Below are 13,966 nucleotides of genomic sequence, written 5' to 3' on the forward strand. Positions count from 1 at the left end.
AATAAAAGTTCAATTATATATAAGTTTGTCACGAAAATAAAAAGTAATACAAATCACAATTCCCTAATTGATAGTTCCGACAAACTACTTCACAAACAAAAGCAAATAGGCAAAAAGCTTAAGGGAATTGTCGATTTGTATAACCTACTTCAAAAAAAAACAGTAAGTTTGAAATAAAATATGTCGCACAAAGCAATCCTTCAAAATATAGGTTCTATTTTTAAAAAAGAAGAAAATGATTTTCTAGAGCTAACACAAACAATTAATAATTATAAAGAAATTACCTATAGTTTATCCGATATAAACCTTGAAAATGAAGCAAATAGAGCTGATATTCATTTTAACAATGGAAAAGCACTAGGAACAGCTTGGGCAGCAATGTGCATTGACGATATTATTAGAACCAAAATTTTCGTTAAAAGTGTTTTCAATGCAATCGAAACATTAAAAGAAAAAAAATCGAGACCAATACATATACTTTATGCTGGAACTGGACCATTTGCAACATTATTATTACCCATATTTGCAACCTATTCCCCTAAAGAGGTTAAAGCAACTCTTTTAGAAATTAACCAAGAAAGTTTTGATAGCGTAAAACAAGTGATTAGTAAATTAGGTTTCGAAGGACATATTGTTTCCTATGAAAATGAAGATGCAACTACGTTTACAATTGATAAAGCGATACCTGTTGATATTATTCTAAGCGAAACATTACAATGTGGTTTAGTGAAAGAACAACAAGTTCCAATTACACTCAATTTATTAAATCAAGTACCAAAAAACACAATTTTAATTCCGGAAATGCTTGCTCTAGATGTTTGCTTACTAAATTTGAAAGCTTACGAAAACAGAACAGAAACTACACCAGAAACTGATTATTGTATTGTTTTAGACCGATTAATTGAAATTAATAATACCAGTAATATTGAATTTCAACTAGATAATACTACTACAGAAACAAAAATATTATCTGAAAAAGAAATCACTGTTCTTCCGAAAGAAGCAACACAATTTGAAACCCTCGTACTAATTACAAGAATGACTATTTTTGGAGACAATAAAATTAAAATTAACGAAAGTGGTTTAACCGTTCCAATTATAATTCAAGTATTTAACAACCAAACAACAGAAAAAAAGTTTAAAATATCCTATAAAATTGATAGTGAGCCTGGTTATGTAATACATTGGTAAATAAAATAGATTTATAAATTTCAGACCTTGTGTTTTATAACTAACATTCTAATCATTCCAAAAGTTCTTTCTTTGTTTATCATAAAAAAACAAAGAAAATGAACTTAACAGAAGAATTAAAAAAACACGCCGATCAAAGTGCTGCCAAAATACCTTTAGAGATTCAAAACGTAATGAAAAAGGCAATTAAAGATCTTGAAGAAAGTGGCTTAGTAGCAAATGCATTAAAAAAAGGTGACACAATTCCAGAAATTACAGCACCAAATGCAACAGGTAAAACCATTTCTGTACAAGAGAAATTAAAAACAGGAAAAGTAATACTTACTTTCTATAGAGGTGGTTGGTGTCCATACTGTAATTTAGAACTAAAAGCATTACAAGAAATACTACCACAAATTGAAGAAAAAGGAGCTACTTTAATTGCTATAACACCAGAAAAACCAGATAATTCATTAAGCACTACAGAAAAAAATGCTTTAACTTTTGAAGTTGTAACCGATAAAGACAATAAAATAGCATCTGCTTTTAATTTAACCTATAAGTTACCTAAAGAACTCGTAGACATCTATCTAACTTTTGGAATAAACTTAGAAAAAAGTAATGAAAACATATCCAATGAACTCCCTATTGCCGCAACTTATATAATAGATACGGATGGAGCAATTGTATATGATTTTATAAAAGAAGATTATAAACTGAGAGCAGATACAGCAGAAATACTTGCTGCACTTTAATAATTAAAACAAGGTTATCTATGAGTTTCAAAACTATAGATAACCTTACTATTTTATTAGAAATTAGTTATGTTGCTCACTAAAAACAGACAATAAAACATTTCCATCAACCATTCTATCTGGAGAATTTTTCATTAAATGCAAAACACGTTTCATTGCATAAGGATTTAAACCCATATTAATTCCAATTTCATTAATCTTAATTTGTTCTTTTTCATGCAAAAAACCATCTGAGTGCATCAATAAAGCTAATCTATAGAATTGACAAATTCTACTAAATTCATCTTTTATTGCTATTTTTTCTGCTTTTTTATCAAAAAGTTTCAAAAAAGTTTCTTTATCAATTTCCAATTCTTGAGAAACCATTTCTATAAAGTCATATTCCCTATCATGTAACTCTCCATCAACAAGAGCAAAGGAAATCATCTCCTGAAGCAAGCTAATTTTTTCCTGATAATCTTCCATATTTATACATTCTTTTTTGTAAAAATAATAATTCTAAATTTAATTAAATATCTTTGACATCTATATTTTATAAACATGACAAATAACGATATATTTAAAAAGCTTAGAGTTGCACTTCAATTGCGTGATGATCAAATAGTTGAAATCCTAGAATTAGTAGATTTTAGAATTTCAAAAGGAGAACTAGGAAATGTTTTTAGAAGCGAAGATCACCCTAACTATATAGAATGTGGAGATCAATTATTACGCAACTTCCTTAATGGATTAGTAATACATTTACGTGGCACAAAAGAAGCTCCAAAAAATCCAATGGATGTTATTAAAACCCATAAAAAATTGGCTCCTTCAGAAAACAAGGTAGAGAAACCAAAATTTGATGGTCCAAAAAAACCCGCAGGTTCATTCAAACCAAATTACAAGAAGAAAAATGAACCTAAAAAAGAACCAATTGTAGAAAAGGTTCGTTACAAAAACGGAAAGAAAAAGCCGAAAGAATAATGATCTTAAAGTTAATAATACTACTTCCTTTAATTGCGTTATTTTATGATGGATATCTAAAAAACGGAATTAAAGGAGGTCTTATTTATGTATTTTCATTTGGACTTTTATTATTTATAGCTGGTATTTTCCTAAAACAATTTCAACTAAAATTCGCTTTATCAATACCTGTACTATTTCTATTTTTAATCGTGTATAATAGCATTCAAAAAAATAAATAACAACAACTTTATAGTTTTAATTAAAAACCATAAGAATTTTGTATTTTTGGACGTTGTTATAAAAAACCTTATCCGTAAAAAAACAAAATAAATGCAGTTTAAACATCCAGAGATTTTATACTTCCTATTTTTATTGGTAATTCCAATTTTAGTGCATTTATTTCAATTACGTAGATTCAAGAAGCAATATTTCACCAATGTAAAGCTACTTCGACAGTTACAACAAGACACAAGAAAAAGTAGCACTATAAAAAAGTGGTTACTTTTAGCAACACGATTACTACTCCTTGCCTTATTAATTTTTGCCTTTGCACAACCTTTTTTTTCCGCAAAAGAAGCTAAGAGTAAAGAAAATGAACTAATAATCTTAGTAGACAACTCCTTTTCAATGCAAGCTAAAGGAAGCAAAGGAGAATTATTAAAGAGAAGCATACAAGAACTACTAGAATCATTACCAGATACTCAAAACTTCTCTCTTTTAACTAATAATGAAGCCTTTTGGGATGTAGACATTAAAGCAATACAACCCGAATTACAAAAACTAGATTATTCTGCACTTCCCTTTGAGTTGGATTATTTACTAACACAAGTAGCAACAAAAAAACCAAACACTCAAAAGGATTATATTATTATAACTGATGTAGTTGCAACAAATTCAAAGAAAATTGAAGACATTAGTAAAAACAATCAAGTCTATTTTATTCATCCTAAAGCTGAAAACAAAAATAATATTAGCATAGAAAACGTTCAATTATCACAAATATTAGATGCTTTCTATGAGATTAAAATCGATTTGAAAAGCTATGGAACAACAGAAGAAGCAATTCCTGTAGCTGTCTATAATAATGAAACTCTAATTGCAAAATCGCAAGTTACATTCGATAAGACAGATAAAGAATTAAAAATTAATATTCCAAAAACTGCTTTTCACGGAAAAGTGAGTCTTCAAGATAACAGTTTACAATATGACAACGACTATTATTTTAGTATTTCTGAACCAAAAAAACAAAATGCAATTGTAATTGGAACAGATGAAAAAAACAAATTCATCAATAAAATTTTAACCGAAGATGATTTTGTTGTAACCAACACAGAATTAGCTCAACTGAATTATAATAAAATTGACGTACAGCAAACCATTATTCTTAATGAAATTGCAGAAATTCCTCAAGCATTAGCAACAACACTACTCTCTTTCTATAATAAAGGTGGTAACATTATAGTTATACCATCACAAGAAAATAGCATACAAAATTTAAATAGTTTTTATAAAAAATTTGGATCTTTCCAATTTATAAGCAAAATAGAGACCGAAAAGCAAATCACTAAAATTAGTTTTAGTCATCCGCTTTATAAAAACGTTTTCGAAAAAAAAATCACCAATTTCCAATATCCAAAAGTAAATCAATCCTTTACAACTTCTGGAAACGGCTTGCCAATATTACAGTTTGAAGACAATACGAATTTTGTAGTTGCTATTACAAACAAAATCGGGAATTTATACGCATTTACTGCACCTATAAATAAGGAGAATTCAAACCTACAAAACTCACCTTTAATTGTACCAACCCTATTTAACATGGCACAAGCAAAGAATACTTCTAAAACCAACACCTATACTATTGGAAATAATGAAACATTAGTAATTGATGCCATTTTATCCAAAGACGAAGTAGTAAGCATAACAAAAAAAGACAATAGTTTCATTCCACAACAACAAATCATCAGTTCCAAAGTAAAACTTAGCTTTGGAGACTATCCAGAAATTTCTGGGAATTATGATGTAATGCAAGCTAAAAATAGCATACAACAAATTAGCTTTAACTATCCAAGAACAGAAAGCGATTTAAACAACACAAACACAACAATCTTTGAGAAAGCCACAACAGTCAACAATGTAGCAACCGTTCTAAATGATTTACACACTAAACGAACCGATACTGCATTATGGAAATGGTTCATCATAGGCACATTACTTTTCTTATTGATTGAACTACTAATTCAAAAATTCGTAAAATGACACCCGTTTTAATTAAAAAAGCAACCATAATCGACAAAAAAAGTGCTTTTCACAATCAAATAGTAGATATAAAAATTGAAAATGGCATAATTACAGAAATTGCAAAAGAAATCGCTTCAAATGATGATTTTGAAGTCGTAGAAAAAGAAAACCTTCACGTTTCACAAGGTTGGTTTGATTCTTCTGTTTCCTTTGGTGAACCTGGCTATGAAGATAGAGAAACCATTGAAAATGGTTTAAAAGTAGCTGCAAAAAGTGGTTTTACAGCAGTTGCCCTTCAACCCAATAGTTTTCCAATAATCGACAATCAATCGCATATTAAATTTGTTTTAGACAAAGCTAAAAATCAAGCCACTACATTATTTCCTATTGGAGCACTTACAAAAAACAGTGAAGGACAGGATTTAGCCGAACTATTCGACATGAAGAATGCAGGGGCAATAGCTTTTGGAGATTATAAAAGAGCAATACAAGATGCTAATATTCAAAAAATTGCATTACAATATGTACAAGATTTTGATGGATTAATTATCACCTATTGTCAAGATAATTCATTAAAAGGCAAAGGAATTGTAAACGAAGGAATAGCCTCGACCCGATTAGGTTTAAAAGGAATTCCTACTTTAGCTGAAGAACTTCACATTGCACGTAATTTATTCCTATTAGAATACACTGGTGGAAAATTACACATTCCAACCATTTCTACACAAAAATCAATTGCTCTAATAAAAGAAGCAAAAGCAAAAGGACTACAAGTAACTTGTAGCGTTGCCATACATAATTTAGTCCTAAACGAAGAAATACTATCTGGTTTTGATTCAAGATATAAAGTAGCTCCTCCATTACGTGATGAAGCAACAAGAAAGATGTTGATAGAAGCTATTTTAGACAACACTATAGATTGCATAACTTCCGATCATAATCCGTTAGATATTGAACACAAAAAATTAGAGTTCGACATGGCAAAAGACGGAACAATAGGTCTAGAAAGTGCTTTTGGAGCCTTATTAACAATACTACCACTAGAAATAGTCATTGAAAAACTAACCAATGCCAAAACAATTTTTGGTATAGCGCAAAACACTATTGCAGAAAATACTATTGCTGCGTTAAGCTTATTCACACCAAACGAAGAAGGAACTTTTACTAAAGAAAACATACTTTCCAAATCTAAAAATTCTGCTTTTCTAGGGCAACAAACCAAAGGAAAAGTATACGGAATTTATAATAACGGGAAATTGTTAGTTTAAGAAAAAAGAATAAAGAAAAGAGAATAAAGAGAACAAAAAACTTAAAAAAGATGATTAACGATATCGAAAAAGGGAAAAACGCAGCCATAGTTAGTTATTTGACAATAATTGGAAGCATCATTGCAATTTTCATGAATCAAGACGAAAACAAAAGTGAATTTGCTAGTTTTCACAACCGACAAGCATTAGGTATTTTTCTAACATGGGCAATATTAGGTTATTTTATAGGAAACTTTGATAGCTGGATTATCTCAACAGCACTATATGTAATGATATTTATGCTTTGGATTTTTGGTTTTTTAGGTGCTTTAAATGGAGAAAAAAAATTAATACCAATTGTTGGTGATTTTTTTCAAAAGATTTTTAAGAGCCTATAAATGAATGGAATATTAAACAATAGAGAACAAACTATTGCAAATATAATAGTATTATTAATAATAATTACATCATTTTTTTTTGGAAATAATTCTGAAGTGAAACGTAAAAAAGAAGAAAAACAACAAAGATTAGAATTATCATTTGATGGTTATGTTACTAATATCATTTTAGATTCTTTAAATCATTCAAGAAAAGCAACAACTAGAACAATTATTATTAATGATAATTTATTTTTTAGAGATGAAGAAAATAGCTTTTTTTTCGATAAAGTAAAGCTTGGAGATTATTTAGTTAAAAAAGAAAACGATAGCATGGCTAGAATCAATGCTACATTTTATAATTTTTTAGAAAAACACTAATACCATTACACATCGAAATCTAGATTTTTACTTTAAAAATTCATAAATGAACACCTCCAAAAATAGCAAAATAAAAGCCAAGATTAGCATAACCGATCTAATTGAACTAAAAAGTAAAGGAATATTTATCATTCTTTTACTTTTTCCTTTTGCACTACTACTAAATTCTATTAATACTGCTTTCAACAGTCAATTAGAGATATCAAATAGTATAACAATCGTTATTAGTTTTCAAATTATCGTATTATTAATAAGTATTCCGTTAGTTAAAAAAGGAATAGCAATAGATTATCAAAAAAACAGTTACAACTGCTACATTCTTGGAGATAGTATAATTTACAAATACAACTTCATACCAAACGATTATAATGAGCTTATAATTGCAGAAGAAGAATTTTTAAAATTAAACACAAATATCAATATAGATAACACAGCTGCAACATTCAACTATCCAATTTATAAATTCATCGCTCAAAAAAATAATTCTAAGAAAAACATCATCAAAGTCGATAACGAAACTGACAAAAATATATTGATAATGTTTTTTAGAAAAGGAAACTAATTTAAGACTTTAAAGTTATTTACTTTAAAGTCTTAAATTATCAATTCACTTTCAGAAGCTTACTTAAAGTATAATTAGCAAATATTTCAAAAAAGAAATAATCGTTTTAAAATTCTTACTTTTTTCCTTATTTTATTTCTATATTAGCCAACTCAAAATACCAAATCGGTATAATTAATTATTTTATTTAAATCAAATTTCAAAATTTACATTTAAAAAATAATTTTAGTTTTTTTTCTAAAACAATACAAATTATAAAATCTAGCCCAACCTATACTTTATAAAACTTCTATGTATAAAACATCCTTTAAATTTTCGAGATTATTATTAATTATTCCTATCGGAGTATTTGTGTTCATTCTATTACCCGAATTAACAAAAAAATATAATGATTTTAAAAAACAGGAAACAGAATTAAAAGAGTCTGCAATACAGTTAGTAGAATTACAACAAATAGAAAAACTTACAACGAGTGAGTTTCATAAACTAAAAACACTCGAAATTGGGCTTCCAATAAGACAACTAAGCTTCGAAAGACAAAAATTTCTATATTACAAAACAGGTGGAATGCTCATCGTTTTACTCTTTATGGGGATTGGAATGCTTCTCACAAGTTTTCTAACCCAAAGAAAGAAAAATAGTCCAAATAATAGAACAGTTGATTTTCAATTCAACGATCCAGATTTAGATACGATTGGCAAACAAATTTCATGGGAAGCAAAAGAAAATTCTGGAAGTAACTTTGCGAGTGAAACCCTTAAAAAAACAGCATTTGGATATAAAATAACTTCTAGTTCATTTGTAAAGGTTTTTGCTTGGAGTTTCTTTTTAGTTGGACTAAACTATGTTGTACTTTCATTTACAGAGTTTTACAGTATTTCTCAAAAACAAATGACAATCATGGAAGGAGGAAAACTTTTCTTCTCTTCAGGTGGAATATTTTTATTAATTGGATTGTTTTTACTTTTCTCATTTGGAGCAAAAGTTCATATCAATAAACAAAAAAGAAAAATTATTATTGATGGTCAAATTCTTTCCTTTAAAGATCTACATGCATTACAAATTCTAGAAAAATTTTCACAAGGAAAATCCTCTGGCGGTTATTTTTGCTATGAAGTAAACCTAATAACCAAAGACGGAAATCGATATAATTTATTGAACCATGGAGATAAAGTAATTTTATTTAGCGACATGATGAAAATACATCAACTATTTAAAACCCAAGTTTGGTGTAGAGTGCAGCTTTAAATAAAACAAATTACAACATAAAAATGGTGTTTTGAATATGAATTCAAACACAATTCTCTATTACAACACAATTCATAAACAAAATTTCAAACTCTATCCTTTTATATAAAGAAAACAACTAATAATGCATTGTGAAATACTTTTCAACCTTTAAATCATTTAAAAAAAAAATTGCATCCTACTATTTTTATAAAAAACAACTAACAAAACAGTAGTAAGTTAAAATTTAGTAATAATTTTGAAAAAAAATAATTAGAATACACTATAAATGAATTTACACTATATAATTAAAGAGCCAAAAATAAAACAAGAACAAAACCCCGTTATCATTTTATTACATGGCTATGGAAGCAACGAAGAAGATTTATTCTCTTTCGCTACTGAATTACCAGAAGAGTATTATATAATTTCTGTACGCGCACCCTACGATTTAAAACCCTACGGACACGCTTGGTATGCCATTCATTTTGATGCTGATGAAAATAAATTTTCAGACGATGTTCAGGCCAGAGAATCAAGAGATTTAATTGCAACTTTTATTGATGAAATTACAGACAAATACCCGATAGATAAAAGTAAAGTAACATTAGTAGGATTCAGTCAAGGTACAATTCTAAGCTACGCAACTGCGCTATCCTATCCAGAGAAAATTGCTAGAGTTGTGGCTTTAAGCGGTTATTTAAATGAACAAATAATAGTAGAAGACTATCAAACTAAAAACAACAAGCACCTACAATTTTTCATTTCTCATGGAACTGTAGATCAAGTAATTCCTTTAGATTGGGCAAAAAAAGCAAAACCTTTCATGGAAAATCTAGGATTAAAAGCCGAATATAGAGAATACCCTGTAGGTCACGGAGTTGCTCCACAAAACTTTTATGATTTCAAAAACTGGTTAGAACAAACGAAGTAAAAACAAACGAAGATTTAAAATTAAGATTCAATCCATAAATGGCAATTCAATAATATTTCTTACTTTTGAACTTCATTAAAAAACACACTATGGCAACTGTAACATTAGGCGGAAACGCTATACATACTAACGGAGAATTACCAAAAGTAGGATCAAAAACTCCAGATTTCAAATTAACAAATACAGATTTAGGAAATGTTTCTTTAGCAGATTTTGCAGGAAGCAAATTAGTTTTAAATATTTTCCCAAGCGTAGATACAGGTACTTGCGCTACTTCTGTTAGAGAATTCAATGCAAAAGCAAGTCAATTAGAAAATACAAAAGTATTGTGTATTTCTCGTGATTTACCATTTGCTCAAAAACGTTTTTGTGGTGCAGAAGGTTTAGAAAAAGTAGTTAACCTTTCCGATTTTAACACAGGAAGTTTTGGTAAAGACTATGGTTTAGAAATTACTGACGGTCCATTAGCAGGATTACACTCAAGAGTAGTAGTTATTGTTGATGAAAACGGAATTGTGAAGTATACAGAACAAGTAGCTGAAATTGCTAACGAACCAAATTACGAATCTGCTTTAGCAGCTTTATAATTAATGTATGAGCTTTAAAAAAGATAATACTTTCTTCACAGGAAGACTAAAAAGTATCGTTTTTGCTATAAAAGGTGCATTTAAACTAGCTACAACTGAACATAGTATTATGGTTCAGTTGTCGTTAGGTTTATTAATGACAGTAGCAGGAATTTACTTTCAAATAACAAAAGAAGAATGGTTAGTTCAAACTTTAGCAATTGGATTAGTATTAAGCATTGAAGGTTTAAATACGGCTGTTGAAAAAATTGCAGATTTCATTCATCCAGATTATCACGAACGAATCGGTTTCATTAAAGATATTGCAGCTGGTGCTGTATTATTTGCTGCTTTTACTGCAATTATCATTGGTGGAATAATTTATACACCTTATTTATTTTAAATTCTCTATTTTTGTAAAATAGTGTTCCCTAAATGGCAAAAAAAAGTAAACAAGATTCAAAAAAAACTGCTTCAACAAAAGAAAAGACAACATTTAAACTATCAAGACAACAAAAATTCAGTATTGGTGTTTTATTCGTTTTATTTTCTATTGCATTGTTGCTTTCTTTCATTTCCTATTTTATTACAGGTAATCATGATCAGAGTGAAGTTGTCGATTTATTAGATAGAGAAATACAACCAAATAATTGGCTAGGAAAGTTTGGTGGTTTTTTAGCAAATTTCTTCCTATATAAAGGTTTTGGTGTTGCCTCTTTTTTAATAATTAGACTATTCACTTTAACAGGAGTATATTTAATTTTAGATATTTCAATAAAAAAATTAAAAAGAACACTTTTTTGGGATTTATACATTATAATAATTCTTTCCATTCTTTTCGGTTTTTTTTGGGACATAGTACCCGAACTATCAGGAACAGTAGGTTTTGAAATGAACCTTTTCATACAAGACTATATTGGAAAAATTGGAACATTATTTGCCTTAATTTTTGGTGTAATAGCGTTTCTAATTTTCAAAATAAAAATTTCACCAGATAGTATAAAAAGCTTTTTTGAAAAACCAATTAAATCCTATGATGAAGTATTAATTGAAGATAAAAGTAGTGAAGTATTAAAATCAGAAGCAAAAAACAACAAAGCTATTGAAGACGAAAGCTTCACGATTACAGAAGATGACGATATTATTTCAAACTTTGAAGTAAAAACAGTTTCAAACTTTGAAATCAACAAAGAAACATTAAAACCAACAATTTCAAACGCTTCCGAATTAAGTTTAGACAATAAGCCTAAAAAAGAAAATTCCAATATTGAATTAACAACCAATATTACTACAAATGAAGAACCAAAAGAAAATAATGATTTTGTTATTGAAAAAGTAGAGGAAGAAGAAGTTATAGAAGAAAACTTAGCATCTAGATTAGTAAAAGATTTCGGAGAATTCGACCCTACATTAGAACTTTCCAATTACCAATTCCCTCCTATTGAATTATTAAAAGAATATGCAACTGGTGGAATTACTATCAATCAAACAGAACTAGAAGACAATAAAAACCGAATTGTAGAAACATTAAAAAACTACAATATTGGAATTTCACAAATTAAAGCCACAGTTGGACCAACAGTTACGCTATATGAAATTGTTCCTGATGCAGGAATTCGTATTTCTAAAATTAAAAACTTAGAAGATGATATTGCATTATCATTGGCGGCATTAGGAATTCGTATTATTGCACCAATTCCTGGAAAAGGTACAATTGGTATTGAAGTTCCAAACAACAAACCAACAATGGTATCTATGAAGAGTGTTATCTCTTCTCCTCGCTTCCAAGAAGCTGAAATGGAGCTACCAATTGCCTTAGGAAAAACAATTTCAAATGAAACTTTTGTTGTCGATTTAGCAAAAATGCCCCATTTATTAATGGCTGGAGCAACTGGACAAGGAAAATCTGTTGGATTAAATGCAATTTTAGCCTCTTTATTATATAAAAAACATCCTGCAGAAGTTAAATTTGTTTTAGTAGACCCTAAAAAAGTAGAACTTACGCTATTTAACAAAATTGAACGTCATTATTTAGCTAAACTTCCAGATAACGAAGAAGCTATTATTACAGACAACACTAAAGTAATCAATACATTAAATTCTCTTTGTATCGAAATGGACAACCGTTACACTTTATTAAAAGATGCAATGGTTCGAAATATTAAAGAATACAACGAGAAGTTTAGATTACGTAAATTAAATCCTGAAAACGGTCACAGGTTCTTACCTTATATTGTACTTGTCGTTGATGAGTTTGCCGATTTAATTATGACAGCTGGTAAAGAAGTAGAAACACCTATTGCTCGTTTAGCACAATTAGCTAGAGCAATTGGTATTCACCTAATTATAGCCACGCAACGTCCGTCTGTAAACGTAATTACAGGTATGATTAAAGCCAATTTCCCTGCACGTATAGCTTTTAGAGTTATGTCTAAAATTGACTCGAGAACTATTTTAGATGCTGGTGGAGCCGATCAGTTAATTGGACGTGGAGATTTATTATACACCAATGGAAACGATATGGTACGTGTACAATGTGCGTTCATAGATACTCCGGAAGTTGAGAAAGTTTGCGACTTCATTGGAGGACAAAAAGCATATCCAGATGCCTACTTACTTCCAGAATATGTTGGAGAGGAGAATGGCACGAATCTTGATATTAACATCTCGGACAGGGATAAACTCTTTAGAGATGCTGCAGAAGTAATTGTTACTGCACAACAAGGGAGTGCGTCATTAATTCAAAGAAAATTAAAATTAGGATATAACAGAGCAGGTCGAATAATTGATCAGTTAGAAGCTGCTGGAATTGTAGGTCCTTTCGAAGGAAGTAAAGCACGATCTGTTTTAATTTCCGATTTAGTTGCATTAGAACATTTTTTAAATAACGAACAAAATAATAATTAACACACAATGAGTAAATTTTTTAAATTAGTATGTTTTCTTTTAGTCGGTTTCTCAACCCAAGCACAAGACGCTGCTAAAGCTAAAAGTTTGTTAGACGATGTTACTGCTAAAGTGCAAACATATGAAAATATTGTTATCGACTTTAAATATGCAATCAGTAACCCTAAAGAAAACATCAATCAAGAAAGTAAAGGAAATGTAACCCTAAAAGACAATTTATATAATTTAAATTTTATGGGTGTTACTAAAATATTTGATGGTAAGAAAGTATACACTATTGTTCCAGAAGATGAAGAAATTTCTATTTCTAAATTTGATGAGAATGACGAAAGTGCTGTTACACCTTCAAAAATGTTAACATTCTTCAATTCAGGATACAAATATTCTTGGGACATATTACAAGATGTAAAAGGAAGAAAAATTCAATACATCAAATTAATTCCAATTAGTTCTAAAGATCAAAGAAAAGAAATCCTTTTAGGAATCGATGTACAAACAAAGAACATCTACAATTTGATTGAAACTGGAAAGAATGGCACGAAAACAACATTAACTGTTAATTCTTTTAAAACAAATCAACCTATTTCGAAAAATCATTTTACCTTTACGGAATCAAAATATCCTAATTACTATATCAATAGATTAGACTAAGAA

Annotated in this window: 15 protein-coding genes; 14 read left to right on the forward strand and 1 reads right to left on the reverse strand. The window is 29.1% G+C overall.

All coding sequences use genetic code 11. The annotated features are described in order from the left end of the window. Positions 1-180 precede the first annotated feature (180 nt). Both L2Z92_RS18145 and L2Z92_RS18150 read left to right on the forward strand, forming a co-directional pair. The gene (locus L2Z92_RS18145) at positions 181-1,191 is read left to right on the forward strand and encodes an SAM-dependent methyltransferase (RefSeq protein WP_236456059.1); all 1,011 of its coding nucleotides are present in this window, start codon (positions 181-183) and stop codon (positions 1,189-1,191) included. A 98-nt stretch (positions 1,192-1,289) separates the two neighbouring features. Beyond that, complete coding sequence (locus tag L2Z92_RS18150) at positions 1,290-1,925, forward strand: peroxiredoxin-like family protein (RefSeq protein WP_236456061.1); 636 nt, start codon at positions 1,290-1,292, stop codon at positions 1,923-1,925. A gap of 63 nt (positions 1,926-1,988) precedes the next feature. Here the strand turns inward: L2Z92_RS18150 and L2Z92_RS18155 are convergent, their stop codons facing one another. Further along, the gene (locus L2Z92_RS18155) at positions 1,989-2,390 is read right to left on the reverse strand and encodes a TerB family tellurite resistance protein (protein ID WP_236456063.1); all 402 of its coding nucleotides are present in this window, start codon (positions 2,388-2,390) and stop codon (positions 1,989-1,991) included. 75 nt (positions 2,391-2,465) lie between these two features. On the opposite strand from L2Z92_RS18155, the gene L2Z92_RS18160 reads away from it, so the two are divergent. The 12 genes from L2Z92_RS18160 (at position 2,466) to L2Z92_RS18215 (ending at position 13,963) form a co-directional block, all read left to right on the forward strand. Continuing rightward, positions 2,466-2,888 (forward strand): DUF1456 family protein, encoded by a 423-nt coding sequence (locus tag L2Z92_RS18160; protein WP_236456065.1) that lies wholly within the window; start codon positions 2,466-2,468, stop codon positions 2,886-2,888. Positions 2,889-3,200: 312 nt separating this feature from the next. Next, on the forward strand, positions 3,201-5,129 hold the full coding sequence (locus tag L2Z92_RS18165) for a vWA domain-containing protein (protein WP_236456067.1): 1,929 nt from the start codon (positions 3,201-3,203) through the stop codon (positions 5,127-5,129). Then, entirely contained in the window at positions 5,126-6,379 is a 1,254-nt protein-coding gene (locus L2Z92_RS18170) for a dihydroorotase (RefSeq protein ID WP_236456069.1), read from the forward strand. Before L2Z92_RS18165 ends, L2Z92_RS18170 begins: the two co-directional genes overlap by 4 nt. A gap of 50 nt (positions 6,380-6,429) precedes the next feature. Then, positions 6,430-6,756, forward strand: a complete 327-nt coding sequence (locus L2Z92_RS18175; RefSeq protein WP_236456070.1) for a DUF4870 domain-containing protein — start codon at positions 6,430-6,432, stop codon at positions 6,754-6,756. After that, a complete protein-coding gene (locus L2Z92_RS18180) occupies positions 6,757-7,116 on the forward strand; it encodes a hypothetical protein (RefSeq protein WP_236456071.1) in 360 nt (119 codons plus the stop codon). It abuts the gene before it with no gap. A 46-nt stretch (positions 7,117-7,162) separates the two neighbouring features. Continuing rightward, complete coding sequence (locus L2Z92_RS18185; RefSeq protein ID WP_236456072.1) at positions 7,163-7,678, forward strand: hypothetical protein; 516 nt, start codon at positions 7,163-7,165, stop codon at positions 7,676-7,678. Between the two features lie 291 nt (positions 7,679-7,969). Next, entirely contained in the window at positions 7,970-8,926 is a 957-nt protein-coding gene (locus L2Z92_RS18190; RefSeq protein ID WP_236456073.1) for a hypothetical protein, read from the forward strand. Between the two features lie 268 nt (positions 8,927-9,194). Further along, positions 9,195-9,839 carry an alpha/beta hydrolase gene (locus L2Z92_RS18195; RefSeq protein ID WP_236456074.1) on the forward strand — a complete coding sequence of 215 codons (645 nt, stop codon included), beginning with the start codon at positions 9,195-9,197 and terminating at the stop codon, positions 9,837-9,839. An 89-nt stretch (positions 9,840-9,928) separates the two neighbouring features. Next, complete coding sequence (gene tpx / locus L2Z92_RS18200; RefSeq protein WP_236456075.1) at positions 9,929-10,426, forward strand: thiol peroxidase; 498 nt, start codon at positions 9,929-9,931, stop codon at positions 10,424-10,426. A 7-nt stretch (positions 10,427-10,433) separates the two neighbouring features. Next, the gene (locus L2Z92_RS18205) at positions 10,434-10,808 is read left to right on the forward strand and encodes a diacylglycerol kinase family protein (RefSeq protein WP_236456076.1); all 375 of its coding nucleotides are present in this window, start codon (positions 10,434-10,436) and stop codon (positions 10,806-10,808) included. Positions 10,809-10,840: 32 nt separating this feature from the next. Continuing rightward, the gene (locus L2Z92_RS18210) at positions 10,841-13,312 is read left to right on the forward strand and encodes an FtsK/SpoIIIE family DNA translocase (protein ID WP_236456079.1); all 2,472 of its coding nucleotides are present in this window, start codon (positions 10,841-10,843) and stop codon (positions 13,310-13,312) included. A gap of 6 nt (positions 13,313-13,318) precedes the next feature. Next, a complete protein-coding gene (locus tag L2Z92_RS18215) occupies positions 13,319-13,963 on the forward strand; it encodes a LolA family protein (protein WP_236456081.1) in 645 nt (214 codons plus the stop codon). The last annotated feature ends 3 nt before the right edge of the window (positions 13,964-13,966 follow it).

Source organism: Flavobacterium jumunjinense (assembly GCF_021650975.2).
GTDB classification, from domain to species: Bacteria; Bacteroidota; Bacteroidia; order Flavobacteriales; family Flavobacteriaceae; genus Flavobacterium; species Flavobacterium jumunjinense.

Bases quoted from the DNA above. Each gene is read 5' to 3' on its own strand.
- L2Z92_RS18160 (WP_236456065.1), top strand. From the start codon at position 2,466: ATGACAAATAACGATATATTTAAAAAGCTTAGAGTTGCACTTCAATTG.
- L2Z92_RS18210 (WP_236456079.1), top strand. From the start codon at position 10,841: ATGGCAAAAAAAAGTAAACAAGATTCAAAAAAAACTGCTTCAACAAAA.
- L2Z92_RS18175 (WP_236456070.1), top strand. From the start codon at position 6,430: ATGATTAACGATATCGAAAAAGGGAAAAACGCAGCCATAGTTAGTTAT.
- L2Z92_RS18150 (WP_236456061.1), top strand. From the start codon at position 1,290: ATGAACTTAACAGAAGAATTAAAAAAACACGCCGATCAAAGTGCTGCC.
- L2Z92_RS18155 (WP_236456063.1), bottom strand. From the start codon at position 2,390: ATGGAAGATTATCAGGAAAAAATTAGCTTGCTTCAGGAGATGATTTCC.
- L2Z92_RS18180 (WP_236456071.1), top strand. From the start codon at position 6,757: ATGAATGGAATATTAAACAATAGAGAACAAACTATTGCAAATATAATA.
- L2Z92_RS18205 (WP_236456076.1), top strand. From the start codon at position 10,434: ATGAGCTTTAAAAAAGATAATACTTTCTTCACAGGAAGACTAAAAAGT.
- L2Z92_RS18190 (WP_236456073.1), top strand. From the start codon at position 7,970: ATGTATAAAACATCCTTTAAATTTTCGAGATTATTATTAATTATTCCT.
- L2Z92_RS18165 (WP_236456067.1), top strand. From the start codon at position 3,201: ATGCAGTTTAAACATCCAGAGATTTTATACTTCCTATTTTTATTGGTA.
- L2Z92_RS18215 (WP_236456081.1), top strand. From the start codon at position 13,319: ATGAGTAAATTTTTTAAATTAGTATGTTTTCTTTTAGTCGGTTTCTCA.
- L2Z92_RS18170 (WP_236456069.1), top strand. From the start codon at position 5,126: ATGACACCCGTTTTAATTAAAAAAGCAACCATAATCGACAAAAAAAGT.
- L2Z92_RS18145 (WP_236456059.1), top strand. From the start codon at position 181: ATGTCGCACAAAGCAATCCTTCAAAATATAGGTTCTATTTTTAAAAAA.
- tpx (WP_236456075.1), top strand. From the start codon at position 9,929: ATGGCAACTGTAACATTAGGCGGAAACGCTATACATACTAACGGAGAA.
- L2Z92_RS18185 (WP_236456072.1), top strand. From the start codon at position 7,163: ATGAACACCTCCAAAAATAGCAAAATAAAAGCCAAGATTAGCATAACC.
- L2Z92_RS18195 (WP_236456074.1), top strand. From the start codon at position 9,195: ATGAATTTACACTATATAATTAAAGAGCCAAAAATAAAACAAGAACAA.